Origin of the sequence: Magnetospirillum sp. UT-4 (assembly GCF_902729435.1) — a bacterium.
Lineage (GTDB): Bacteria > Pseudomonadota > Alphaproteobacteria > Rhodospirillales > Magnetospirillaceae > Magnetospirillum.
On sequence record NZ_CACVCG010000090.1, the window covers coordinates 117,414 to 142,030 of the forward strand.

Genomic DNA, 24,617 nt, shown 5'->3' on the forward strand with positions numbered 1-24,617 from the left:
ATGGCCGAAGCCAAGATCCAGAGCTACAACATCAATTTCGGCCCGCAGCATCCGGCCGCGCACGGCGTGCTGCGCCTGATCCTGGAGATGTCGGGCGAAAGCGTCGAGCGCGCCGATCCCCATATCGGCCTGCTCCACCGCGGCACCGAGAAGCTGATCGAGCACAAGGTCTACCAGCAGTCGATCCCCTATTTCGACCGCCTGGACTATGTCGGCACCATGAACCAGGAGCACGCCTTCGTGCTGGCGGCCGAGAAGCTGCTGGGCCTGGAGGTGCCGCTGCGCGGCCAGTACATCCGCGTGCTCTATTGCGAGATGGGGCGCATCCTCAACCACATCCTGAACGTCTGCTCCTTCGTCTTCGACGTCGGCGGCATGACGCCCATGCTGTGGGGCTTCGAGGAACGCGAGAAGCTGATGGAGTTCTACGAGCGCGCCAGCGGCGCCCGGCTCCACGCCAATTACTTCCGCATCGGCGGCGTCGCCTGGGACGTGCCCGCCGGCCTGCTGGAAGACATCGATGCCTGGTGCGACCAGTTCCCCAAGGTCATCGACGACATCGAGACCCTGGTCACCGAGAACCGCATCTTCAAGCAGCGCACCGTCGATATCGGCACGGTGTCGCCGGAGCAGGCGCTGGACTGGGGCTTCACCGGCCCCAACCTGCGTGCCTCGGGCATCGCCTGGGACCTGCGCAAGGCGCAGCCCTACGAGGTCTATGACCGCATGGACTTCGACATCCCGGTGGGCAAGCACGGCGATTGCTACGACCGCTACCTGATCCGCATCGTCGAGATGCGCGAGTCCGTCAAGATGATGAAGCAGTGTATCCGCGAGATGCCGGCCGGCGCGGTGCGCGCCGACGACCGCAAGGTGACGCCGCCGCCCAGGGCCGAGATGAAGCGCTCCATGGAGGCGCTGATCCATCACTTCAAGCTGTTCACCGAGGGCTTCCACGTGCCGGAAGGCGAGACCTATGCCGCGGTCGAGGCGCCCAAGGGCGAGTTCGCCGTCTACCTGGTCGCCGACGGCACCAACAAGCCCTACCGCTGCAAGATCCGGCCGCCGGGCTACGTCCACCTGCAGGCCCTGGACATGATGAGCAAGGGTCACATGCTGGCCGACGTGGTCGCCAACATCGGCTCCATCGACATCGTTTTCGGCGAGATCGACCGATGAGCAACGAAGACATGACCAATTTCGCCTTCACCCCCGAGAACCTGGACGCGGCCAGGAAGATCATCGCCCGCTATCCCTCGGGCCGGCAGCAGAGCGCGGTGATGCCGCTGCTCGATCTGGCCCAGCGCCAGGCCGGCTGGGTCGGTCTGCCGGTGATCGAATACATCGGCGAGATGCTGGAGATGGCCCCCATCCGGGTGCAGGAGGTGGTGACCTTCTACACCATGTACAACCAGCACCCGGTCGGCCAGTTCCACGTCCAGGTCTGCACCAACATCTGCTGCCTGCTCCGGGGCTGCGACGGCGTCGCCGAGGCGGCGCGCGAAAGCCTGGGCATCGGCTGGGGCGAGACCACCGAGGACGGCCGGTTCACCCTGTCCGAGGTGGAATGCCTGGGCGCCTGCGTCAACGCGCCGATGATGCAGATCAACGACGATTATTACGAGGACCTGACGCCCGAGACCGCCAAGGCGATCATCGAGGCGTTCAAGCAGGGCGAGACGCCGAAGCCCGGCCCACAGAACGGCCGCCAGTTCTCGGCCCCCGAGGGCGGCCCGACGACGCTGAAGGACCTCACCTTTGCCGGGGAGAAGGGCTGATGCTGCGCGACCAGGACAGGATCTTCACCAACCTCTACGGCCTGCATGACTGGGGCCTCAAGGGCGCGCAGGCGCGCGGCGACTGGGACGGCACCAAGGCCATCCTGGAACGGGGCCGCGACGCCATCGTCGAGGAGGTCAAGAACTCGGGCCTGCGCGGCCGCGGCGGCGCCGGCTTCTCGACCGGCATGAAGTGGTCGTTCATGCCCAAGACCGAAGGGGCGCGGCCGCACTACCTGGTGGTCAACGCCGACGAGGGCGAGCCCGGCACCTGCAAGGACCGCGAGATCATGCGGTTCGACCCGCACAAGCTGGTCGAGGGCTGCCTGATCGCCGGCTTCGCCGTCGGCGCCCATGCCGGCTACATCTACATCCGCGGCGAATTCTACCGCGAGGCCGAGCACCTGCAGGCGGCCATCGACCAGGCCTACGCGGCCGGGCTGATCGGCGCCAACGCCTGCGGCTCGGGCTGGGCCTTCGACCTTTACGTCCATCGCGGCATGGGCGCCTATATCTGCGGCGAGGAATCGGCGCTGATCGAAAGCCTGGAAGGCAAGAAGGGCCAGCCCCGCCTGAAGCCGCCGTTCCCGGCCGGCGTCGGCCTGTACGGCTGCCCGACCACGGTCAACAACGTGGAATCCATCGCGGTGGTGCCGACCATCATGCGCCGCGGCGCCTCGTGGTTCGCCGGCTTCGGCCGGCCGAAGAACTCGGGCACCAAGCTGTTCTGCATCTCGGGCCACGTCAACAAGCCGTGCAACGTGGAAGAGGAGATGAGCATCCCCTTGAAGGAGCTCATCGAGAAGCATGCCGGCGGCGTGCGCGGCGGCTGGAACAACCTGCTGGGGGTCATCCCCGGCGGCTGCTCGGTCCCGGTGCTGCCCAAGGAAACCTGCGACGACGTGCTGATGGATTTCGACGCCCTGCGCGACGTCCGCTCCGGCCTGGGCACGGCGGCGGTGATCGTCATGGACAAGTCCACCGACATCGTCCGCGCCATCACCCGCCTGTCGCGCTTCTACAAGCATGAATCCTGCGGCCAGTGCACCCCCTGCCGCGAGGGCACGGGCTGGATGTGGCGGCTGATGGAGCGCATCGACGCCGGCAATGCCAGGATCGACGAGATCGACCTGCTGGAGCAGGTCACCCGCCAGGTCGAGGGCCATACCATCTGCGCCCTGGCCGATGCCGCGGCGTGGCCGATCCAGGGCCTGATCCGCCATTTCCGGCCGCTGATGGAAGCCAAGATCCAGGCGCGTTCCCAGAGCGCGGCCTAGAGGAGCACCGAGACGACCATGCCGAAACTGACTATCGACGGACGCGAGATCGAGGTCGAGGCCGGGACGACCATCCTCCAGGCCGCCGAGCATCTGGGCATCGAGATCCCGCGCTTCTGCTACCACGAACGCCTGGCCATCGCCGGCAATTGCCGCATGTGCCTGGTCGAGGTCGAGAAGATGCCCAAGCCGGTGGCCTCGTGCGCCATGCCGGTGGGCGAGGGGATGGTGGTCCACACCAACAACGCCAACGTCCGCAAGGCGCGCCAGGGGGTGATGGAGTTCCTGCTCATCAACCACCCGCTGGATTGCCCCATCTGTGACCAGGGCGGCGAGTGCGACCTGCAGGATCAGGCCATGACCTATGGCGGCGATCGTGGCCGCTATCAGGAAGAGAAGCGCTCGGTCGAGGACAAGGATTACGGCCCGCTGATCCAGACCTGGATGACCCGCTGCATCCACTGCACCCGCTGCATCCGCTTCATCACCGAGGTCGCCGGCACCCCGGTGCTGGGCGGGCTGGGCCGCTCCGAGCACATGGAAGTGGGCCGCTACGTCGGCTCTGCGGTGTCGTCGGAGCTGTCGGGCAACCTCATCGACCTCTGCCCGGTGGGGGCGCTGACCAACAAGCCGGCGGCCTACACCTACCGGGCCTGGGAACTGAAGAAGACCGAATCGGTGGACGTCATGGACGCCCTGGGCTCGGCCATCCGCGTCGATGCCCGCGGCAACGAGGTGATCCGCGTCCTTCCCCGCGTCAACGACGACATCAACGAGGAATGGATCTCGGACCGCTCGCGCTTCGCCTGCGACGGCCTGAAGCGCCAGCGCCTCGACCGCTGCTTCGTGCGCAAGGAGGGCCGGCTGGTCCCCGCCTCGTGGGGCGAGGCCTTCGCCGCCATCGCCGACAACGTGAAGGGCATGGCCGGCACGAAGATCGCCGCCATCGCCGGCGACCAGGCCGATTGCGAGACCCTGTTCGCGGTCAAGGAGCTGATGGCGGCGCTGGGTTCGCCCAACCTGGATTGCCGCCAGGACGGCACCCGGCTGGACGCGTCGGTGCGCGCCTCCTACCTGTTCAATTCCACCATCGCCGGCATCGAGGATGCCGACGCGCTGCTGATCGTCGGGTCCAACCCGCGCATCGAGGCGCCGGTGCTGAACGCGCGGCTGCGCAAGCGCTGGCTGAAGGGCGGCTTCAAGGCGGCGGTGATCGGCCCCAAGGCCGACCTCCATTTCAAGCACGAGTGGCTGGGCGACAATGCTTCGGTGCTGGCCGATCTGGCCGCCGGCAAGCATCCGTTCCTGGAGGTCCTGAAGGGCGCCGATCGGCCGGCGATCATCGTCGGTCAGGGGGCCCTGGCGCGCGAGGACGGGGCCGTGCTGCTGGGCCTCGCACGCCAGGTCGCCGAAGCGGCCGGGTGCGTGAAGACGGGCTGGAACGGCTTCAACGTGCTGCATACCGCCGCCGCCCGGGTCGGCGGCCTCGACCTCGGCTTCGTGCCGCAGGCCGGCGGGCGTGACGTGGCCGGCATCCTGGCCGGCGCCCAGTCGGGCGAGATCGCCGCGGTGTTCCTGGTGGGCGCCGACGAGATCGACATGAAGGGCCTGGGCAACGCGTTCGTGGTCTATCTCGGCAGCCACGGCGATGCCGGGGCGCACCGCGCCGACGTGGTGCTGCCGGGCGCCGCCTATACCGAGAAGAACGCCACCTACGTCAACACCGAGGGCCGCGTCCAGCGCACCCGCCTGGCGGCGTTCCCGCCCGGCGAGGCGAAGGAGGATTGGCGGGTGATCCGGGCGCTGTCCGACGCGCTGGGCAAGCCGCTGGCCTTCGACACCCCGAAGCAGCTGCGCGAGCGCATGGCCGGCGCCCATCCGGTCTTCGCCGCCGAGGGCGTGGTCAAGCCGGCCGCCTGGGGCACTTTCGGCGCGTCTGGCAACGTCGCCGCGGCGCCGCTGGCCTCGACCATCGACAACTTCTATCAGACCGATCCCATCAGCCGCGCCTCCAAGACCATGGCGGAGTGCACGGCGGCGTTCGGGGCGGGCTGCGGCTGCAACGGCAAGAAGACGGGGACCCATGGTTGACATGGTAGACATGCTGGCGGGCCTGCTGCCCCCGGAACTCTGGCGTCTGGTCGTCATCGTCGCCCAGATCCTGATCATCGTCGTGCCGCTGCTGGTCGCCGTGGCGTACCTGACCTATGCCGAGCGCAAGGTGATCGGCGCCATGCAGCTGCGCAAGGGGCCCAACGTGGTTGGCCCGTTCGGCCTGCTGCAGCCCTTCGCCGACGGCGCCAAGCTGTTCCTGAAGGAGACGGTGCTGCCCACCGGTTCCAGCAAGGTGGTGTTCATCGTCGCGCCCATGCTGACCTTCTTCCTGTCCATGGTCGCCTGGGCGGTGATCCCGTTCGACGAGGGGTGGGTGGTGGCCGACATCAATGTCGGCATCCTCTATCTGTTCGCCATCTCCAGCCTGGGCGTGTACGGCATCATCATGTCGGGCTGGGCGTCCAATTCGAAATACGCCTTCCTGGGCGGCCTGCGGTCGGCGGCGCAGATGGTGTCCTACGAGGTGTCCATCGGCTTCGTGATGATCTCGGTGCTGCTGACCGTGGGGTCGCTGAACCTCTCGGACATCGTGCTGCGGCAGAAGGAGACCGTGTGGTTCATCATCCCGCACCTGCCGATGTTCTTCATCTTCCTGATCTCGGCCCTGGCCGAGACCAACCGCGCCCCCTTCGACCTTCCCGAGGCCGAATCCGAGCTGGTGGCCGGCTACAACGTCGAATATTCGGCGATGACCTTCGCGCTGTTCTTCCTGGGCGAATACGCCAACATGATCCTGATGAGCGCCACCACCACCATCCTGTTCCTGGGTGGCTGGCTGCCGCCCATCGACGTGGCGCCGTTCAACTGGATCCCCGGCGTGATCTGGTTCGCCCTCAAGATCTGCGCCGTGCTGTTCGTCTTCCTGTGGGTGCGCGCAACCTTCCCGCGCTACCGCTACGACCAGCTGATGCGCCTGGGCTGGAAGGTGTTCCTGCCGTTCTCGCTGTTCTGGCTGGTGGCCACGTCGGGGGTGCTGGTCGCCTTCGGCTTGCTGCCGGGCCAGGGCTAAGGAGGGATGGGTATGTCGTTTCTCGACCGCACCGCCAGGGCGTTCCTGCTGGCCGAGCTGTTCCAGGGGCTGGCGCTGACGTTCCGCTACATGTTCAAGCCGTCCGTCACCATCAACTATCCGCACGAGCGGGTGGCGCAGAGCCCGCGCTTCCGCGGCGAGCATTGCTTGCGCCGCTATCCCAACGGCGAAGAACGCTGCATCTCGTGCAAGCTGTGCGAGGCGGTGTGCCCGGCGCAGGCCATCACCATCGAAGGCGAGACCCGCGACGACGGCTCGCGCCGTGCCCGGCGCTACGACATCGACATGACCAAGTGCATCTATTGCGGCCTGTGCCAGGAGGCCTGCCCGGTGGATGCCATCGTCGAAGGCCCGAACCTGGAATTCGCCACCGAGACCCGGGCCGAGCTGATGTACAACAAGGCCAAGCTGCTGGCCAACGGCGACCGCTGGGAGGCCTCGCTGGCCGCCCGCATCGCCGCCGACGCGCCGTACCGGTGAACGGGGGGAATGGCATGATCGCCGCTCTGATCTTCTACATGTTCGCCGGCCTGGCGGTGGCGTCGGGGGTGATGGTCATCGCCTCGCGCAATCCGGTCCACTCGGTGCTGTTCCTGATCCTCACCTTCTTCAACGCCGCCGGGCTGTTCCTGCTGCTGGGGGCCGAGTTCCTCGCCATGGTCCTGGTGGTGGTCTATGTCGGCGCGGTGGCCGTGCTGTTCCTGTTCGTGGTGATGATGCTGGACATCAACTTCGTGAAGCTGAAGGAAGGCGTGCTGCAGTACCTGCCCACCGGCGCGGTGATCGGCCTGATCCTGCTGGTCGAACTGGCGGTGATGTTCGGCGGCTGGACCTTCGCCCCCGACGTCGAGGCGCTGGTGATGGCGCCGGCGCCCACCGCCGACCAGGTCAGCAACACCGACGCCCTGGGGCGGCTGCTCTACACCACCTACGCCTATCTGTTCCAGGCGTCGGGGGTGATCCTGCTGGTCGCCATGATCGGCACCATCATGCTGACGCTGCGCCGGCGCCCCGGCGTGCGCAAGCAGAAGATCGCCGACCAGATCGCGCGCACGGGCAAGGACAGCGTCGAGATCCGCAAGGTTCCCTCGGGGGGAGGCATCTGATGTTCGAGATCGGTCTCTCCCACTACCTGACGGTGGCGGCGATCCTGTTCACCCTGGGGGTGTTCGGCATCTTCCTGAACCGCAAGAACGTGATCATCATCATGATGAGCATCGAGCTGATGCTGCTGGCGGTGAACATCAACCTGGTGGCCTTCTCGTCGTACCTGAACGACCTGGTCGGCCAGGTCTTCGCCATGTTCATCCTGACCGTCGCCGCCGCCGAGGCGGCCATCGGCCTGGCCATCGTCGTCGTCTTCTTCCGCAACCGCGGCACCATCGCGGTCGAGGAAATCAGCCAGCTGAAGGGGTAATCCAGCGATGCTTTACGTCGCCGCAATCTTCCTGCCGCTGCTGGGCTCGATCGTCGCCGGCCTGTTCGGCCGCTTCATCGGCGACCGCGGGGCGCAAGTGGTCACCTGCCTGCTGCTGGGCATCTCCGCGGTCTGCGGGGCGGTCATCTTCAAGCAGGTGGCCATCGACCACAACACCGTGACCATCCCGCTGATGACCTGGATCCAGTCGGGCACCATGGATGTGGGCTGGGCGCTGAAGTTCGACACCCTGACCGCGGTGATGGTGGTGGTGGTGACCTGGGTGTCGTTCATGGTCCACGTCTATTCCGTGGGCTACATGAGCCACGACCCCTCGGTCCCGCGCTTCATGAGCTACCTGTCGCTGTTCACCTTCGCCATGCTGATGCTGGTGACCGCCGACAACCTGGTGCAGCTGTTCTTCGGTTGGGAGGGCGTGGGCGTCGCCTCGTACCTGCTGATCGGCTTCTGGTACGAGAAGCCGTCGGCCTCGGCCGCCGCCATCAAGGCGTTCATCGTCAACCGTGTCGGCGATTTCGGCTTCGCGCTGGGAATCTTCGGCATCTACTTCCTGTTCGACAGCGTCACCTTCGACGCCATCTTCGCCGCCGCGCCGGGCAAGGTGGGGGCCACCGTCAGCTTCTTCGGCATCGAGTGGGACGCGCTGACCATCTGCTGCCTGCTGCTGTTCGTCGGCGCCATGGGCAAGTCGGCCCAGCTCGGCCTGCACACCTGGCTGCCCGACGCCATGGAGGGCCCGACCCCGGTCTCGGCGCTGATCCACGCCGCCACCATGGTCACCGCCGGCGTCTTCATGGTCGCCCGCATGAGCCCGCTGTTCGAGTTCTCGGACACCGCGCTGATGGTGGTGACCCTGGTCGGCGCCGCCACCGCCTTCTTCGCCGCCACCGTCGGCTGCGTCCAGAACGACATCAAGCGGATCATCGCCTATTCCACCTGCTCGCAGCTGGGCTACATGTTCTTCGCCATCGGCGTCTCGGCCTATCAGGCGGCGATCTTCCACCTGATGACCCACGCCTTCTTCAAGGCGCTGCTGTTCCTGGGCGCCGGCTCGGTGATCCACGCCATGAGCGACGAGCAGGACATCCGCCGCATGGGCGGCATCTGGAAGCACGTCAAGGTGACCTGGGCGCTGATGTGGATCGGCAGCCTTGCGCTGGCCGGCATCCCGTTCTTCGCCGGCTACTATTCCAAGGACACCATCCTGGAGGCCGCCTTCGCCGCCCATTCCAACGTCGGCCTGCTGGCCTACGCGCTGGGCGTCGGCGCCGCCTTCCTGACCGCCTTCTATTCCTGGCGGCTGCTGATCCTGACCTTCCACGGCAAGCCGCGCGCCGACGAGCACGTCATGGCGCACGTCCATGAAAGCCCGGCGGTGATGATCCTGCCGCTGATGGTGCTGGCGGCCGGCGCGCTGTTCTCGGGCTGGCTCGGCTACGACATGTTCGTCGGCCACGACCAGCAGCAGTTCTGGGGGGCCTCGATCCTCAACATCGACGCCCACAAGACCATGGAGAACCTGCACCACATCCCCGGCTGGGTGGCGATCCTGCCCACCGTGGTGGCGGTGTCGGGCATCGTGCTGGCCTACATCCTGTATGCGGTGGCGCCGTCGATCCCGGCCATGCTGGCCCGCTCGTTCAACGGCGTGTACCTGTTCCTGCTGAACAAGTGGTACTTCGACGAGCTGTACGACTACCTGTTCGTCAAGCCGGCGTTCAAGCTGGGCCGCGGCTTCTGGCAGGGCGGCGACGGGGCGCTGATCGACGGTGTCGGGCCGGACGGCGTCGCCGCCGCCACCCGCGAGATCGCCCGCAAGGTGGGCCGGCTGCAATCCGGCTTCCTGTACCATTACGCCTTCGCCATGCTGATCGGGGTGGCGGCGTTCGTCACCTGGTACATGTTCAACGCGCGCTAACCCAACCCCCGGGGAAGACCATGACCGACTGGCCTTTGCTCTCGCTGACGACGTTCCTGCCGCTGGTGGGCGCGTTGTTCATCCTGGCGATCCGGGGCGAGCCCCAGGTGGTGGCGCGCAACGCCCGCAACGTGGCGCTGCTGACCTCCGTCGCCACCTTCATCGTGTCGCTGTTCGTGCTGGGCAATTTCGACGCCGCCTCGGCCGAGATGCAGCTCAAGGAAAGCACCACCTGGCTGCCCGGCACCAACATCGCCTACACCATGGGCGTGGACGGCATCTCGGTGTGGTTCGTGCTGCTGTCCACCTTCCTCACCCCCATCTGCATCCTGTCCTCCATCGGGGCGGTGGAGACCCGGGTCAAGGAATACATGGTTTCCTTCCTGGTGCTGGAAACCATGATGGTCGGCATGTTCTGCGCGCTGGACATGGTGCTGTTCTACGTCTTCTTCGAAGGCGTGCTGATCCCGATGTTCATCATCATCGGCGTGTGGGGCGGGGCGCGGCGGGTCTATGCCGCCTTCAAGTTCTTCCTCTACACCCTGGCCGGCTCGGTGCTGATGCTGATCGCGCTGCTGGCCATGTACTTCCAGGCCGACACCACCGACATCCCGACGCTGATGGCCCATTCGTTCCCGCAGGGCATGCAGCTGTGGCTGTGGCTGGCGTTCTTCGCCTCGTTCGCGGTCAAGGTTCCCATGTGGCCGGTGCACACCTGGCTGCCGGACGCCCACGTCGAGGCGCCCACCGCGGGTTCGGTGATCCTGGCCGGCGTGCTGCTGAAGATGGGCGCCTACGGCTTCCTGCGGTTCTCGGTGCCCATGTTCCCGTTCGCCAGCGAGTATTTCACGCCGCTGGTCTACACCCTGTCCATCGTGGCGGTGATCTACACCTCGCTGGTGGCCCTGGTGCAGGAGGACATGAAGAAGCTGATCGCCTATTCCTCGGTGGCGCATATGGGCTTCGTCACCATCGGCATCTTCTCCATGACGCCCCAGGGTGTGGAGGGCGCCATCTTCCAGATGCTGTCGCACGGCGTGGTGTCGGGGGCGTTGTTCCTGTGCGTCGGCGTCGTCTACGACCGCATGCACACCCGCGAGATCTCGCGCTACGGCGGCCTGGCCCAGCGCATGCCGAAATACGCGCTGGTGTTCATGATCATGACCATGGCCTCGGTCGGCCTGCCCGGCACCTCGGGCTTCGTCGGCGAGTTCCTGGTGCTGCTGGGGGTGTTCCAGGTCAACACCTGGGTGGCGCTGTTCGCCGCCACCGGCCTGGTGCTGGGCGCGGCCTACATGCTGTACCTGTACCGCCGCGTGGTGTTCGGCAAGATCACCCGCGACGACCTGAAGGCGATCCTGGACCTCTCGCCGCGTGAGGTGGCGATGTTCGCGCCGCTGATCGCCATCGTCATCTGGATGGGCGTCTATCCGCCCACCTTCCTTGATCCGATGCATGCCTCGGTGGCCAAGCTGATCGACAATTTCGAACTGGCGCGGGCGGCCGCCGACGGCCTTTCCGTGGCGGCGCGCTAAAGGGGGATGCGGACATGAGCGAGACCTTCGACCTGATCCCCGTCCTGCCCGAGCTGTTCCTGGTGCTGGCGGCCATGGCGCTGCTGATGGCCGGCGTGTTCCGCAAGGACGAGGGCTTCGGCTCCACCACCAGCCTGGCGATCATGGCCATGGTGGCGGCGGCGGTGCTGGTGTGGGCGGTGGGCGGCGACGAGCGCCAGACCACCTTCGGCGGCATGTTCGTGATGGATTCCTTCGCCGTCTTCGCCAAGCTGATGGTGCTGGTGGGCTCGGCCCTGACGGCGGCCATGAGCGTGTCGTTCCTGGAGCGCGAGAAGCTGGGCCGCTTCGAGTATCCCATCCTCATCCTGTTCGCCACCGTGGGCATGATGATGATGATCTCGGCCAACGACTTCATCGCCCTCTACCTGGGCCTCGAGCTGCAGTCCCTGTCGCTCTACGTGCTGGCCGCCTACAACCGCGACAGCGTGCGGGCGACCGAGGCGGGCCTCAAGTACTTCGTGCTGGGCTCGCTGGCCTCGGGCATGCTGCTCTACGGCGTCTCGCTGGTCTACGGCTTCTCGGGCTCGACCTCGTTCGAGGTGCTGCCGCGCATCTTCGGCGGCGACCATCCGGCGGCGCCCCATCTCGGCTTCATCGCCGGGCTGGTGTTCATCATCGCCGGCCTGGCCTTCAAGATCTCGGCGGTGCCGTTCCACATGTGGACCCCCGACGTCTACGAGGGGGCGCCGACCCCGGTCACCTCGTTCTTCGCGGTGGCGCCCAAGATCGCCGCGCTGGTGCTGTTCACCCGGGTGATGGTCGGGCCCTTCGGCGATCTGGTCGATCAGTGGCGCCAGGTCATCACCTTCATCGCCATCCTGTCCATGTTCGTCGGCGCCTTCGCCGCCATCGTGCAGACCAACATCAAGCGCCTGATGGCCTACAGCTCCATCGGCCATGTCGGCTTCGTGCTGGTCGGCCTGGCGGCGGGCACCGCCGACGGCGTCCAGGGCGTGCTGGTCTATCTCGCCATCTACCTGTTCATGAACGTCGGCACCTTCGCCGTCATCCTGTGCATGCGCTCCAAGGGCCGCATGGTCGAGGGCATCGACGACCTTGCCGGCCTGTCCCGCACCCATCCCCTGATGGCGCTGACCATGGCGGCGCTGATGTTCTCCATGGCCGGCATCCCGCCGCTGGCCGGTTTCTGGGGCAAGTTCTACGTGTTCAAGGCGGCGGTCGATGCCGGGCTGTTCACCCTGGCCATCATCGGCGTGCTGACCAGCGTGGTGAGCGCCTTCTACTATCTGCGCATCATCAAGATCATGTACTTCGACGAGGCCATCGAGCCGTTCGAACGGGTCTCCGGCCGCGCCATGGGCATGGTGATGGCGCTGTCGACCGCGGTGGTGCTGCTGTTCACCTTCTTGCCCGGGCCGCTGCTGACCAGCGCCAAGGCGGCCGCGTCGGTGCTGTTCCCGCAGTGATGCCCCCCCTTTTGCCGGCGCCGTTCAGCCTGGTCTGGCTGGACGGCATCGACAGCACCAACGACGAAGCGCGGCGGCGGGCACTTTCGGGTGCCGCCGCCGACTGCCTTGTGGTCGCCGCCGCCGAACAGAGCGCCGGCCGCGGCCGCCGCGGCCGGGTCTGGGTCAGCCCGCCGGGCAATCTCCACTGCTCCCTGGTGCTGGCCACCGGCGGCGATCTGGCCAAGGCGGCGCAGGCCGGCTTCGTTGCGGCAGTGGCGCTGGTCGATGCGCTGTCGGGGCTGCTGCCCGGCCGCGCCTTCGCCGCCAAGTGGCCCAACGACGTGCTGGCCGAGGGCCGCAAATGCGCCGGCATGCTGCTGGAGCCGGCGGGCGAGGGCTGGCTGGTGCTGGGCCTGGGCATCGACGTCGCCGCCGCGCCGCCGCCCGACGGTATGCTCTATCCGGCCACGGCGCTGGCCGATCTCGGCTATGGCGGCGACGCCGGCGACGTTCTGGCCGCCTTCTGCGCCGCCTTCGTCCCCCGCCTGGCGCAGTGGCGGGCGGAAGGATTCGCCCCCGTGCGCGATGCCTGGCTGGCCCGCGCCCGCGGTCTCGGGGCGGCGACGGTGGTGCGGCTGGAAGGCGAAACGCTGACCGGCGCGTTTGCCGGACTTGACGGCGACGGCGCTCTGCTTTTGGATCAGCCCGGCACCGGTGTCCGCCGCATCCTTGCCGGCGACGTCTTCTTTCCCCCGGTCTGACGCGAAAGGCTTTTCCCGCCATGCTGCTCGCCATCGACGCAGGCAACACCAACATCGTCTTCGCCGTGTTCGACGGCGACGAGGTCAAGGGCGAATGGCGCGCCTCGACCCAGACCGAGCGCACCGCCGACGAGCTGGGGGTGTGGCTGATGCAGCTGCTGACCACCGCCGGGCTGGGGCGCGAGCACATCTCGGCCGCCATCATCGCCAGCGTGGTGCCGGCCATGGTGTTCTCGCTGAAAACCCTGTGCCGGCGCTATTTCGGCTGTGAGCCCATCGTGGTCGGCGACGAGGGCGTGCAGCTGGGCATCGCCGTGCTGCTCGACCGGCCCGAGGAGGTGGGGGCGGACCGCCTGGTCAACGCGGTGGCGGCGCACAAGTTCTACACCGGGCCGATGATCGTCATCGATTTCGGCACCGCCACCACCTTCGACGTCATCGATGCCGAAGGCAATTATTGCGGCGGCGCCATCGCGCCCGGCATCAATCTGTCGCTGGAGGCGCTGCACATGGCCGCCGCCAAGCTGCCCCGGGTGGCCATCGGGCGACCCAAGCAGGTGATCGGCAAGGCCACCGTGCCGGCCATGAAGTCGGGCATCTTCTGGGGCTATGTCGGCCTGATCGAGGGGCTGGTCGGCCGCATCGAGGCCGAGTTCGGGGCGCCGATGACGGTGATCGCCACCGGCGGCCTGGCGCCGCTGTTCGCCGAGGCGACGCCGGTCATCCATCACCTGGACGACGACCTTACCCTACGCGGCCTGGTCGAGATCCAGCGCCGCAACGCCCGGCTGGAGTAGACGATGGCGCGCAAGAAGACCGGCGGCGCCGGCGAGCTGTTCTTCCTGCCCCTGGGCGGGTCGGGCGAGATCGGCACCAACCTCAACGTCTACGGCTATGACGGCAAGTGGATGATCGTCGATTGCGGCGTGTCGTTCGGCGACGAATCCATGCCGATGATCGACGTGGTGATGCCCGATCCGCAATGGATCGAGGACCGCCGCGACGACCTGGTCGGCATCGTCGTCACCCATGGCCACGAGGACCATGTGGGCGCCATCCACTATCTGTGGCAGCGGCTGCGCTGCCCGGTCTGGGCCAGCCCCTTCGCCGCCGCCATCCTGAAGAACAAGCTGCACGAGGTCGGGCTGCAGCGCCAGGTGCCGGTGACCGTGGTGAATCCGGGCTCGCGCTTTTCGGTCGGGCCATTCGACCTGGAATTCATCAGCCTCACCCATTCCATCCCCGAGCCCAACGCCCTGGCCATCCGCACCCCGGCGGGCACCGTGCTGCATACCGGCGACTGGAAGCTGGACCCCGATCCGCTGATCTCCGGCCCGGCCGATCTGGATTCGCTGCGCCGGGTCGGCAACGAGGGTGTGCTGGCCCTGGTGGGCGATTCCACCAACGTCTTCAGCCGCGGCCATTCCGGCTCCGAGGGCGAGGTGCGGGCCAACCTGATCGGTCTGCTGCAGCGCTTCACCGGCCGCGTCGCCGTCACCTGCTTCGCCACCAACGTGGCCCGCATGGAAAGCGTCGCCCTGGCCGCCGAGGCGGCGGAGCGATCGGTGGCGCTGGTGGGGCGCTCGCTGTGGCGGATCGAGAAGGCGGCGCGCGAGCTGGGCTATCTCAAGGGCATCCGCCCCTTTCTCACCGACCACGATTCGGCCTATGTGCCGGCCGACAAGGTGCTCTACATGTGCACCGGCAGCCAGGGCGAGCCGCGCGCCGCCCTGGCCCGCATCGCCGCCCAGGACCATCCCCACGTCAAGCTGGGGCCGGGCGACGCGGTGCTGTTCTCGTCCCGCGTCATCCCCGGCAACGAGAAGTCCATCTTCCGCCTGCAGAACGAGCTGGTGCGCCTGGGCGTCGAGCTGGTCACCGAGCGCGAGTGCCACATCCACGTCTCCGGCCATCCCGCCCGCGAGGAACTGCAGACCATGTACCAGCTGGTCCGCCCCCGCATCGCCATCCCGGTGCACGGCGAGGCCCGCCACGTGCGCGAGCATTGCGCCCTGGCGCGGGCCTGCGGCGTCGCCGAGACCCTGGCCATCGACAACGGCGCCATGGTGCGCCTGGCCCCCGGCCCGGTCGAGGTGGTCGATCACATCCCCACCGGCCGGCTGGCGGTGGACGGCCAGGCGCTGGAGGGCGGGCCGCGCCTGGTGCGCCTGGATTCCGAGCTGATCCGCGACCGCCGCCGCATGGTGTTCAACGGCTCGGCGGTATGCACCATGGCGGTGGACCGCAAGGGCCGCCTGCTCGGCGATCCCCAGGTGACGGCGCTGGGCCTGCTGGATTCCGAGCATTTCGCCGAGGAGCACGAGCTGGTGGTGGAAGCCGCCCGCGACGCCTTCGAAAACCTTCCGGCGGCCGCCCGCCTCGACGACGACACCGCCAAGGAAGCCATCCGCCGCGCCGTGCGCCGCCAGCTCAAGGAGATGCTGGGCCACAAGCCGATCACCACGGTGCATCTGGTCCGGGTGTAGGGTGCGGCAGCGGGTAGCCGGGTCGCATCGCCGGGCCTGATGAGACACGGGTGCCCAGCGTGAATTTCCGGCGCACAGCTCCGACGCCTCATTCGGGCCTCATCCTGCGGAGCCGCCGCAGGCGGCGTCTTGAAGGGCGAGGCCCGTCGCACGTTGTTCATGGCCCGCCCCATCCTTCGAGACGAGCGCTGAGGCGCTCTCCTCAGGATGAGGCTACGGATGCGGCAAGACCCGAACCGACGGCCCCTGAGGGCCCCGCCTACAGGATGCTCTGGCCAGTCTTGGCCCAGTCGGCGGTGAAGGCGGCCAGGCCCTTGTCGGTCAGCGGGTGGCCGTACATCTGCTTCAGCACCGAAGGCGGCATGGTCACCACATGGGCGCCCAGGCGGGCGGCGTCGGAGACGTGCATGGGGCTGCGCACCGAGGCGACCAGCACTTCCGTCGTCCATTCCGGGTACTGGGCATAGATTTCGACGATGTCCGAAATCAGCTGCATGCCGTCCTGGCCGATGTCGTCCAGGCGCCCGACGAAGGGCGAGACGAAGGCGGCACCGGCCTTGGCCGCCAGGATCGCCTGGTTGGCCGAGAAGCACAGGGTGACGTTGACCTTGGTGCCTTCGTCGGCCAGCACCTTGCAGGTCTTCAGCCCGTCCACCGTCAGCGGCACCTTGACCGCCACGTTGGGACGCAGCGCCCGCAGCTTGCGCCCCTCGGCCAGCATGGTTTCGAAATCGGTGGCGGCGACCTCGGCCGAGATGGGGCCGGGGACGATGTCGCAGATCTCGCAGATGACTTCCAGGATGTTGCGCCCCGACTTGGCAATCAGCGAGGGATTGGTGGTCACCCCGTCGACCAGGCCGGTCTCGGCCAGGGCGCGGATGTCGGCGACCTCGGCGGTGTCGATGAAGAATTTCATGGCTTGCACTCTCTTCGTTCGGGCGGGCTGTTCGTTCAGGCGGGCGACAGCCTACCCATGCGGGCGGCGCCGTCAAGGGCGCTTTCTACCGCCCCAGCGGTTCGTACCAGTCGCGGGGAAAGCCGGCCTCGGCGCGGGCGTCGTGGTTGAAGGGGGGCTTGAGGCCGCCGGGGAAGCGGTCCGCCATCAGCCGGTGGTATTCGGCCTTCCCGTCCAGTCCCCTCCGCTCGGCGAGGAAGCGGAACCAGCGGAGTCCGGCGGCGACGTGGCGGATTTCGTCGCGGTAGATCACCTCCAGCGCCGGCGGGGTAAGGTCGTCGCCGTTGCGGGTCAGCCGCTCGATGGTGGTGGGAGTGGTGTCCAGGCCGCGCGCCTCCAGCGTCATCGGCACCACCACCAGGCGGGCCATCAGGTCGTCGGCGGTCTTTTCCGCCGCCTGCCACAGCCCGTCATGGGCCGGCAGGTCGCCGTAGGCGGCGCCGAGGCGGTGCAGCAGGCCGGCCAGCATCTCGAAATGGATGGCCTCGTCCAGCGCCACCCGGACCCAGTCGTCCAGGAACGCGCCCGGCATCGCCTCGGCCGAGAAGCGGCAGACCATGTCCCAGGCGAGGTCGATGGCGTTGAGTTCGATATGGGCGAGGGCATGGATCAGCCCGATGCGCCCCTTCTCGCCGCCATAGGCGCGCTTGGGCATCTCGCGCGGGGCCAGCAGGACGGGGCGCTCGGGCCGCGCCGGGCGCGGGGGCGGCGCCTCGTTCCCCGGCGCCGCCAGCCGGCCCTCGGCCCGGTCGGCGGCGAAGGCGCGGGTCAGGCGGCATTTCTCGAAGGCGGCGGCGGTGCCCAGCACCGTCACCGCGGCCGCCGACAGGGTGGCGCTCACCCCAATGCGTGCAGTGCGTCCAGGACCTCGGCGACGTGGCCCGAGACCTTGACCTTGCGCCATTCGCGGACCAGCACGCCGGCCTCGTCGATGAGGAAGGTGGAGCGCTCGATGCCCATGTACTTGCGCCCGTACATGGACTTCTCCTTCCACACCCCGTAGGCCTCGCACAGGGCGCCATCGACGTCGGCGGCCAGCGGGAAGGGCAGGGTGTGCTTGGCGCGGAACTTGATGTGGCTGGTGACGGTGTCCTTGGACACGCCCAGCACCTCGGCCTTGTTCACCACGAGGCGCAGGTATTCGTCGCGGAACTGCCGCGCCTCGGAGGTGCAGCCCGAGGTATCGTCCTTCGGATAGAAATACAGCACCAGCCGCTTGCCGGCGTAGTCGGCAAGGCTGCGCGGGCCTTCGTCGGTCTCGACGGTGAAGCCGGGGGCGGGTTGGCCGATAGCGGGTTGGCCGAGAACGGCTGTCATGGGGCTGTCCTTGCGGGTTAGACCTGTCGGCCCGTTGTATAGAGGCGGAAACCGAATTGTAAAGTGAAGGTAACTTTAACCTTCCGGCCCGAGGCGGGCGCGCACCTGCCGCCCCGGCTCGCCGACCAGGCGTTCGAACACCTCCAGCGCGTCGCGGGCGCAGTCGTCCATGCGATCGACCATGGTCTTGAAGTCGGTCAGCCCGGCGGCGCGGACCAGGACGTCCTTGAGGCCGCGGGGGGCGGTGGCTTCGTCGAAGGCGCCGGCGATGGTCTGGCGCAGCACCAGCTGCACCGCCGACCACAGCCGCCACGCCGCCACCAGCGCGTCGAGGTCGCCGCCCGAGATGAGGCCGGCAGCGGCGGCTGCCGCCAGGGCGTCGCGGGTGTTGTGGGCCAGCACGGCGGGATGGTCGGCGCCGAAGCGCAATTGCAGCCACTGGGCGGTGAACTCGATGTCGACCAGGCCGCCGCGCCGGTGCTTGACCTCCCAGCGGCTGTCGGTCTTGTGCTCGCGCGCCATGCGCTCGCGCATCTCGGCGACGTCCAGCACCAGGCGCTCGGTGTCGCGCGGCCGGGTCAGGGTCTCGGTGATGACCGCTTCGACCCGGTCGGACAAGGCGGGGTCGCCGGCGACCACGCGGGCGCGGGTCAGCGCCATGTGCTCCCAGGTCCAGGCGGATTCGCGCTGATAGCGCTCGAACGAGGCGAAGCTGGTGGCGATGGGGCCGGAACTGCCCGAGGGCCGCAGCCGCATGTCGACCTCGTACAGCGTGCCCTCGGCGGTCTTGGCGGTCAGCGCGTTGACGATGCGCTGGGTCATGCGGGCGTACCAGGTGGCGGTGGCCAGCGGGCGGGCGCCGTCGGAGTCCTCGGCCCCCTCGGGGGCGTCGTAGATGAGGATGAGGTCGAGGTCCGAGGTGGCGGTCATCTCGCGTCCGCCCATCTTGCCCATGGCCAGGATGCACCATTCGCCGCCCGGCACGCGGCCGTGGATGCGGGCGAATTCGGCCTCGACGCGGGGCACCATGCGCGCCAGCACCGCGTCGGCGACGGCGGAATAGGCGGCGGCGGCGGCGTCCGGGGCCAGCATGGTCCGCAGCACCTGGACCCCGACCTGGAACTTGCGGTCGTTGGCCCAGCGCCGGCTGGTATCGAGGATCTCCTGGAAGTCGCCGGCCGCCTCCCTCAGCGCCCGGTCCAACTCGACGCCCAGCTCGTCGGCGGGCGGCGGCGGTTCCGAGAAGCTGGGCGAGAGCACGTTGTCGAGCAGCGAGGTGTGGCGCGCCAGGTGCTCGGCCAGCCGGGGGGCGTTGCCCATGATCTCGGCCACCAGGTCGAGCAGCGACGGGTTGGAATAGAACAGCGAGAACAGCGGTACCCCGGCCGGCAGGCGCGACAGGAAGTCGTCGAAGCGCATGAAGGCGTCGTCGGGGCTGGCGGTGCCGGCCATGGCCGACAGCAGCGCCGGGGTCAGCTCGGTCAGCAGCTCGCGCGCGCGGGTCGAGCGGGTGGCGCGGATGCGCCCGTGGTGCCAGCCGCGGATGGTCGAGCAGATGGATTCGGCGCTGGCGAAGCCCATCTCGCCGATGGTGCGCATCGTCTCGGGATCGTTCTCGCCGCCGGTGAACACTAGGTTGCCGTGCACGCCCAGGGCCGGGGCGTCCTCGAACAGGCCGCCGTAATGGCTCTCCACGATCTGCAGCCGGCGGGTCAGGGCCGCCGCGAATTCGTCGCTGCCGGCGAAGCCCATGAACACCGCCAGCTCGCCCAGGCGCTCGGGGGAATCGGGCAGGGTCTGGGTCTGCTTGTCGTCGATCATCTGCAGCCGGTGTTCCAGCCGGCGCAGGAACAGGTAGGCCTCGGTCAGCTGCTCGGCGGCGGCGGCATCGATGCGCCCCGAAGCGGCCAGCGCCGCCAGGGAATCGAGGGTGCGCGGAGAGCGCATGGCCGGATCGCGGCCGCCCCAGATCAGCTGCTGGGTCTGGGCGAAGAACTCGATCTCGCGGATGCCGCCGCGGCCCAGCTTGATGTTGTGGCCGGCCACCGCGATGGTGCGCCCGCCGCGATAGGCGTTGATCTGGCGCTTGATGGAATGGATGTCCTGGATGGCGGCGAAGTCCAGCGACTTGCGCCAGATGAACGGCCTGAGGAAGCGCAGGAAGGCGGCGCCGGCCTCGTCGTCGCCGGCCACCTGGCGCGCCTTGATCATGGCGGCCCGCTCCCAGTTCTGGCCGTAGCCCTCGTAATAGGCCTCGGCCGCCACCAGCGACACCGCCACCGGGGTGGCGCCGGGATCGGGGCGCAGGCGCAGGTCGGTGCGGAAGACGTAGCCGTCGGCGGTGCGCTCATCCAGGATCTTCACCAGGTCCTTGGTGAGCGAGATCATGCATTCCGGCAGCGAGCGCCGGCCGGTATAGGCCAGCCGTTCGTGGTCATAGAGCACGATCAGGTCGATGTCGCTGGAATAGTTCAGCTCGCCGGCGCCGAACTTGCCCATGCCCAGCACCACCAGACCCGAGCCGCGCTCGGGGTCGTCCGGATGGGGCAGGGCGAATTCGCCTTTCGCCGCCTCGCGCCGCAGCAGGAAGCGCACGCCGTGGCGGGTCGCCGCCTCGGCGAAGTCCGACAGCGCCGCCGTCACCCGCGCCAGGTCCCAGGCCCCGGCGATGTCGGCCAGCGCCGCCAGCAGCGCCACCCGGCGCTTGGCGATGCGAAGGGCGCGCATCAGCCGGGCCATGTCGGTCTCGGCCGCCACCTCGGCGGCCAGCTCGGCCAACAGGGCGGGAAAGGTCTCATCGGCACCGTCGTCGAGCAGGCGGCGCAGGAAGGCCGGCTCGCGCACCGCCGCCCGGGTCAGGAACGGGGAATTGCCGAAGATCGCCGCGAGCAGGCGGGCCGCCCTGGTATCGCCGGAAATCGCGCGCATGTATTGGGCGAGGCCGGCATCCTCCTCTTCGTCCGCGTGCTCCGACCATTGCTCGAAGCCGCGCGACGCGAGGGCGGCGTCGGCGATGCCCGGCAAGTCCTGTTCATCGAATGGAAACTTCACCTTGTGCATCCCCGGGCGTTGTGATTGCTTCACACTCGTCAAACCGGCCCTGCCGGTCAAGGTGGTCTTGGAGGCCCTACGCCAGTGGTTCACGGCGCCGTCCGCAGTTTGTTCCAGCTGATCGGTGTCTCGGTCGTCGGCCTGTTGATCGCCTTGCCCCTGCTCGCATGGCGGTTGTCCACCGGGCCGATCTCGCTCGACTTCCTGACGCCCTATATCGAGGAGGCGCTGACCGCCAGGGATGGCGCGGTTTCGGTGCGGCTCGACACCACCGTGCTGGCCATGGCCCCCGGCCAGCGCATGCTGGAAATCCGCGCCCTCGGGGTGAAGGCCTATGCCGGCGGCTCCGAGCAGGCGGTCGCCGAGGTGCCGGAAGTCGCCATGAACCTCAACGGCCGCGCGTTGATGACCGGCGTCCTGGCGCCCAGTTCGGTGACCCTGTACCGGCCGCGCCTGCGCCTGGTCCGCGGCGAGGATGGCGCCCTGCAACTGGGCATCGGCGACGCGGCCGGGCCGCATTCGTCGCACGACGTGGTGGCGCGCCTGATCGACGCGCTGGTGGGCGAGCCTGATCCGGCCCAGCCGGGGCGCCATCTGCAGCGCGCCGCGGTGGTCGATGCCGATCTGATGGTCGAGGACCTGCGCCTGGGCACCACCTGGCACGCCCCCGATGCCGACATCGAGGTCCGGCGGGTGGCGCACGGGCTGGCCGCCGATATCGGCATGGTGCTGGACCTCGCCGGCGAGGAGGGCTCGGTGGATGCCAGCGCCACCTTCGCCAAGGCCAGCGGCGTGGTCGAGGGCGAGGTGTGGCTGTCCGGCCTGCGTCCGGCCTCGCTGGCCCGCCTGGGCGGGGCGCTGACCCCGCTCGGCCTCATCGACATGCCGCTGGCCGGCGTGGCGCGGGTGCGGGGCACCATCGACGGCCATGTGGACGAAATCGCCTTCGACATGACCGGCGGCGCCGGATCGCTCGACCTCACCCAGCATCTCGGCATGCGCCGGGAGGTTACCAATGTGGCCCTGCGCGGCCGTGCCTACGAGGGCCTGAGGAAGGCGCAGCTGGACGAACTGGCCATTGATTTCGGCGGGCCGCGCCTGACCGTGTCGGGAAACGCCGACGGCCTGGGCGGCGATACCGCGGTCAAGGTCGAGGCGGCGCTGCACGAGGTGCCCTTCGACGAGCTGCCCAAACTGTGGCCGGCGGCGGCGGCGCCCAATCCGCGGGAATGGGTGGTGAAGAACATGTCGAAGGGGGTCGCCCGCGAGGCGCGGATGACCCTGTCGGCGCGGTCCGCCAACGGCACCTTCGACGATCTGGTCATCGGGCACCTGTCGGGCGAGCTGAAGGGCGACGGCGTCACCGTCGATTACCTCCACCCCATGCCGGTGGTGAAGAACGCCGCCGCCGTCGCCAGCTTCGACGCCGAGGCCCTGCGCATCAACGTCAAGGCCGGCGAGCTTTACGGCCTCAGGGTGAAGGAAGGCCTGATCGTGCTGTCGGGCCTCAGCGCCGCCGACCAGTTCGCCGACATCGACCTGACCGTCGGCGGCCCGGTGACCGACGCGCTGAGGCTGATCGACAACCCGCCGCTGCGCTATGCCAGCGCGCTGGGCATCGACCCCAAGACCGTGACCGGCGAGGCGGTCACCCGGCTGCGCCTGAAATTCCCGCTGCTGAAGGCGCTGCGGCTGGACGATCTGTCGGTCAAGGTGCAATCCTCGACCAAGGCGGTGTCGATCCCCAAGGTGGCGCTGGGGCTAGACCTCTCGGCCGCCGATCTCGACCTGGTGGTCGATGCCAAGGGCCTCGACGCCACCGGCCCGGTGGTGCTGGGCACCATTCCCGGCGAGCTGAGTTGGCGCGAGAACTTCGCCGTCAAGGGCGTGCCCTTCCGCTCCCGCTACGAGCTCAAGGCCGCCCGCGTCGACGAGGAGCAGCGCAAGAGCCTGGGCCTCGACGGCCCGCCCTTCGTCGCCCCCTTCATCTCCGGCACGGTGGCGGCGCAGGTGGTCGCCACCCTGCAGGGCGGCGGCAACGGCGACATCGAGGCCAAGATCGACCTGTCCCCGGCGGCCATGCAGCTGCCCGGCCTGGGCTGGCGCAAGGAGGACCGCACCACCGGCGGCGCCGAGGTTCTGGTCAAGCTGGTGAAGAACAGGATCGCCGCGGTGCCGCGCTTCGCCGTCACCGCCGGCGACCTGCAGACCCGCGGCGCGGTGGCCTTCGACGGCGACGGCAAGCCGCGCCGGGTGGACTTCGCCAAGCTGAGCTATGGCGGCCGCACCGACGTGGAAGGGGTCATGACGCTGCGCCCGGGCGGCGGCTTCGACATCAGCGCCAGGGGCGAGTCCTTCAACGCCGAGCCGCTGGTCTCGACCGGCGAGCAGACCCCGGCCGAGGCCGAGGCGGCGCGTCGGGCGCGGGCCGAGCGCAAGAAGGACGACCTGCCGCCCATGGCCATCACCGCCAATGTGCGCAATCTGTGGCTGTCCAAGCCGGGCCGCCTGGTCGATGCCTCTGTCGCCATGAGCCGCGACGCCACCGACTGGCGCAGCATGACCGTCAAGGGCACGCTGGACTCGGGCAAGCCGCTGGCGCTGGAGCTGCGCCCCGGCGGTCCCAACCGGCGCAATGTCAAGATCGCCTCGGACGATGCCGGCGGCGTGCTCCGGGCCTTCGACGCCTACGGCCACATGCGCGGCGGCAAGCTCGAGGTGGACGCCGCCTATGACGATTCCCGCGACGACCAGCCGCTGTCGGGCACCATCCGGGTGTCGGACTACCACATCGGCAACGCCCCGGCGCTGGCGCGGCTGCTGACCGTCGCCGCGCTGACCGGCATCGTCGACCTGATGCAGGGCGAGGGGGTGAGCTTCACCACCCTGGACGCCCCCTTCACCCTGTCCGAGGGGCTGCTGACGGTGAAGGACGCCCGCGCCTACGGCCCGGCCCTGGGCATCACCGCCAAGGGCCAGATCGACCTGGAAGCCTCGCGCCTGGCCCTGGAGGGCACGGTGGTGCCGGCCTATGCGCTGAACTCGGTGCTGGGCAACATTCCGGTGCTGGGCTGGCTGATCACCGGCGGCGAGAAGGGCGGCGGACTGCTGGCCTTCAACTTCTCCATGAAGGGGCCGTCATCGGAGCCGGACGTGGTGGTCAACCCCTTGAGCGTGCTGACCCCGGGTTTCCTCAGGAACCTGTTCGACATCTTCGACGACGGCAGCGAGACCGAGGCGCGCAAGAAGCGCCCCGGCCCGGCGCCGAAGCAGTAAAGGCACGTCCCCCTCCCCATGGAAGAGGCAGGGTGGGGGGCTGGTGCCTGAGCACGCGGATAGATCCCTGACACCTCATACCGGATACATGGCTGACACCGGCGAGGTTGCGGGTGCTTTGGGGCGGGGCGGGCGCGCCGGCCGAAAGCTGTGAAGTTTCATGGTCCTACGGTCGATGATACCGAGATCGATATCGGCGAAGCGGGCCAGCCAGTGGCCGTCTCCAATT

Annotated in this window: 19 protein-coding genes; 15 read left to right on the plus strand and 4 right to left on the minus strand. The window is 68.4% G+C overall.

Annotated elements, in window-relative coordinates:
• The 14 genes from MTBUT4_RS13005 to MTBUT4_RS13070 are packed head-to-tail and all read left to right on the plus strand — an operon-like array spanning position 1 to position 15,789.
• Entirely contained in the window at positions 1-1,179 is a 1,179-nt protein-coding gene (locus MTBUT4_RS13005) for an NADH-quinone oxidoreductase subunit D (protein WP_173980113.1), read from the plus strand.
• Positions 1,176-1,778, plus strand: coding sequence for an NADH-quinone oxidoreductase subunit NuoE (nuoE, locus tag MTBUT4_RS13010; protein WP_173980114.1), 603 nt, complete (start codon positions 1,176-1,178; stop codon positions 1,776-1,778). Before MTBUT4_RS13005 ends, nuoE begins: the two co-directional genes overlap by 4 nt.
• Entirely contained in the window at positions 1,778-3,055 is a 1,278-nt protein-coding gene (gene nuoF / locus MTBUT4_RS13015; protein ID WP_173980115.1) for an NADH-quinone oxidoreductase subunit NuoF, read from the plus strand. The genes nuoE and nuoF overlap by 1 nt, the downstream gene beginning before the upstream one ends.
• 18 nt (positions 3,056-3,073) lie before the next feature.
• A complete protein-coding gene (gene nuoG / locus MTBUT4_RS13020; RefSeq protein ID WP_173980116.1) occupies positions 3,074-5,146 on the plus strand; it encodes an NADH-quinone oxidoreductase subunit NuoG in 2,073 nt (690 codons plus the stop codon).
• Position 5,147: 1 nt separating this feature from the next.
• Entirely contained in the window at positions 5,148-6,179 is a 1,032-nt protein-coding gene (gene nuoH / locus MTBUT4_RS13025) for an NADH-quinone oxidoreductase subunit NuoH (protein ID WP_173980174.1), read from the plus strand.
• Between the two features lie 12 nt (positions 6,180-6,191).
• Positions 6,192-6,680, plus strand: coding sequence for an NADH-quinone oxidoreductase subunit NuoI (nuoI, locus tag MTBUT4_RS13030; RefSeq protein ID WP_173980117.1), 489 nt, complete (start codon positions 6,192-6,194; stop codon positions 6,678-6,680).
• Positions 6,681-6,694: 14 nt separating this feature from the next.
• On the plus strand, positions 6,695-7,306 hold the full coding sequence (locus tag MTBUT4_RS13035; RefSeq protein WP_173980118.1) for an NADH-quinone oxidoreductase subunit J: 612 nt from the start codon (positions 6,695-6,697) through the stop codon (positions 7,304-7,306).
• Positions 7,306-7,617, plus strand: coding sequence for an NADH-quinone oxidoreductase subunit NuoK (gene nuoK, locus MTBUT4_RS13040; RefSeq protein WP_173980119.1), 312 nt, complete (start codon positions 7,306-7,308; stop codon positions 7,615-7,617). Before MTBUT4_RS13035 ends, nuoK begins: the two co-directional genes overlap by 1 nt.
• Before the next feature lie 7 nt (positions 7,618-7,624).
• Entirely contained in the window at positions 7,625-9,556 is a 1,932-nt protein-coding gene (gene nuoL / locus MTBUT4_RS13045; protein ID WP_173980120.1) for an NADH-quinone oxidoreductase subunit L, read from the plus strand.
• A gap of 20 nt (positions 9,557-9,576) precedes the next feature.
• Positions 9,577-11,091, plus strand: a complete 1,515-nt coding sequence (locus MTBUT4_RS13050; protein ID WP_173980121.1) for an NADH-quinone oxidoreductase subunit M — start codon at positions 9,577-9,579, stop codon at positions 11,089-11,091.
• 14 nt (positions 11,092-11,105) lie between these two features.
• Positions 11,106-12,560, plus strand: a complete 1,455-nt coding sequence (gene nuoN, locus MTBUT4_RS13055) for an NADH-quinone oxidoreductase subunit NuoN (RefSeq protein WP_173980122.1) — start codon at positions 11,106-11,108, stop codon at positions 12,558-12,560.
• A complete protein-coding gene (locus MTBUT4_RS13060) occupies positions 12,560-13,303 on the plus strand; it encodes a biotin--[acetyl-CoA-carboxylase] ligase (RefSeq protein WP_173980123.1) in 744 nt (247 codons plus the stop codon). Before nuoN ends, MTBUT4_RS13060 begins: the two co-directional genes overlap by 1 nt.
• Before the next feature lie 20 nt (positions 13,304-13,323).
• Positions 13,324-14,100: a type III pantothenate kinase gene (locus MTBUT4_RS13065; RefSeq protein WP_173980124.1), complete on the plus strand. Its 777-nt coding sequence runs from the start codon at positions 13,324-13,326 to the stop codon at positions 14,098-14,100.
• Between the two features lie 3 nt (positions 14,101-14,103).
• Positions 14,104-15,789 (plus strand): ribonuclease J, encoded by a 1,686-nt coding sequence (locus MTBUT4_RS13070; RefSeq protein ID WP_173980125.1) that lies wholly within the window; start codon positions 14,104-14,106, stop codon positions 15,787-15,789.
• A 259-nt stretch (positions 15,790-16,048) separates the two neighbouring features.
• Here the strand turns inward: MTBUT4_RS13070 and fsa are convergent, their stop codons facing one another.
• The 4 genes from fsa to MTBUT4_RS13090 all read right to left on the minus strand — a co-directional run bounded on the left by fsa (position 16,049) and on the right by MTBUT4_RS13090 (position 21,121).
• Positions 16,049-16,705 carry a fructose-6-phosphate aldolase gene (fsa, locus tag MTBUT4_RS13075; protein WP_173980126.1) on the minus strand — a complete coding sequence of 219 codons (657 nt, stop codon included), beginning with the start codon at positions 16,703-16,705 and terminating at the stop codon, positions 16,049-16,051.
• Between the two features lie 85 nt (positions 16,706-16,790).
• Positions 16,791-17,591: a ferritin-like domain-containing protein gene (locus MTBUT4_RS13080; protein WP_371737910.1), complete on the minus strand. Its 801-nt coding sequence runs from the start codon at positions 17,589-17,591 to the stop codon at positions 16,791-16,793.
• Positions 17,582-18,061 (minus strand): peroxiredoxin, encoded by a 480-nt coding sequence (locus MTBUT4_RS13085; RefSeq protein ID WP_173980128.1) that lies wholly within the window; start codon positions 18,059-18,061, stop codon positions 17,582-17,584. Before MTBUT4_RS13085 ends, MTBUT4_RS13080 begins: the two co-directional genes overlap by 10 nt.
• Before the next feature lie 75 nt (positions 18,062-18,136).
• The gene (locus tag MTBUT4_RS13090) at positions 18,137-21,121 is read right to left on the minus strand and encodes a bifunctional [glutamine synthetase] adenylyltransferase/[glutamine synthetase]-adenylyl-L-tyrosine phosphorylase (protein ID WP_173980129.1); all 2,985 of its coding nucleotides are present in this window, start codon (positions 21,119-21,121) and stop codon (positions 18,137-18,139) included.
• A gap of 75 nt (positions 21,122-21,196) precedes the next feature.
• Between MTBUT4_RS13090 and MTBUT4_RS13095 the strand changes: the two genes are divergently transcribed.
• A complete protein-coding gene (locus tag MTBUT4_RS13095) occupies positions 21,197-24,388 on the plus strand; it encodes a DUF3971 domain-containing protein (protein WP_173980130.1) in 3,192 nt (1,063 codons plus the stop codon).
• Positions 24,389-24,617 lie beyond the last annotated feature (229 nt).

Coding starts and splice junctions, on each gene's coding strand:
- MTBUT4_RS13005 (WP_173980113.1), top strand. CDS start 1: ATGGCCGAAGCCAAGATCCAGAGCTACAACATCAATTTCGGCCCGCAG.
- nuoE (WP_173980114.1), top strand. CDS start 1,176: ATGAGCAACGAAGACATGACCAATTTCGCCTTCACCCCCGAGAACCTG.
- nuoF (WP_173980115.1), top strand. CDS start 1,778: ATGCTGCGCGACCAGGACAGGATCTTCACCAACCTCTACGGCCTGCAT.
- nuoG (WP_173980116.1), top strand. CDS start 3,074: ATGCCGAAACTGACTATCGACGGACGCGAGATCGAGGTCGAGGCCGGG.
- nuoH (WP_173980174.1), top strand. CDS start 5,148: ATGGTAGACATGCTGGCGGGCCTGCTGCCCCCGGAACTCTGGCGTCTG.
- nuoI (WP_173980117.1), top strand. CDS start 6,192: ATGTCGTTTCTCGACCGCACCGCCAGGGCGTTCCTGCTGGCCGAGCTG.
- MTBUT4_RS13035 (WP_173980118.1), top strand. CDS start 6,695: ATGATCGCCGCTCTGATCTTCTACATGTTCGCCGGCCTGGCGGTGGCG.
- nuoK (WP_173980119.1), top strand. CDS start 7,306: ATGTTCGAGATCGGTCTCTCCCACTACCTGACGGTGGCGGCGATCCTG.
- nuoL (WP_173980120.1), top strand. CDS start 7,625: ATGCTTTACGTCGCCGCAATCTTCCTGCCGCTGCTGGGCTCGATCGTC.
- MTBUT4_RS13050 (WP_173980121.1), top strand. CDS start 9,577: ATGACCGACTGGCCTTTGCTCTCGCTGACGACGTTCCTGCCGCTGGTG.
- nuoN (WP_173980122.1), top strand. CDS start 11,106: ATGAGCGAGACCTTCGACCTGATCCCCGTCCTGCCCGAGCTGTTCCTG.
- MTBUT4_RS13060 (WP_173980123.1), top strand. CDS start 12,560: ATGCCCCCCCTTTTGCCGGCGCCGTTCAGCCTGGTCTGGCTGGACGGC.
- MTBUT4_RS13065 (WP_173980124.1), top strand. CDS start 13,324: ATGCTGCTCGCCATCGACGCAGGCAACACCAACATCGTCTTCGCCGTG.
- MTBUT4_RS13070 (WP_173980125.1), top strand. CDS start 14,104: ATGGCGCGCAAGAAGACCGGCGGCGCCGGCGAGCTGTTCTTCCTGCCC.
- fsa (WP_173980126.1), bottom strand. CDS start 16,705: ATGAAATTCTTCATCGACACCGCCGAGGTCGCCGACATCCGCGCCCTG.
- MTBUT4_RS13085 (WP_173980128.1), bottom strand. CDS start 18,061: ATGACAGCCGTTCTCGGCCAACCCGCTATCGGCCAACCCGCCCCCGGC.
- MTBUT4_RS13090 (WP_173980129.1), bottom strand. CDS start 21,121: ATGCACAAGGTGAAGTTTCCATTCGATGAACAGGACTTGCCGGGCATC.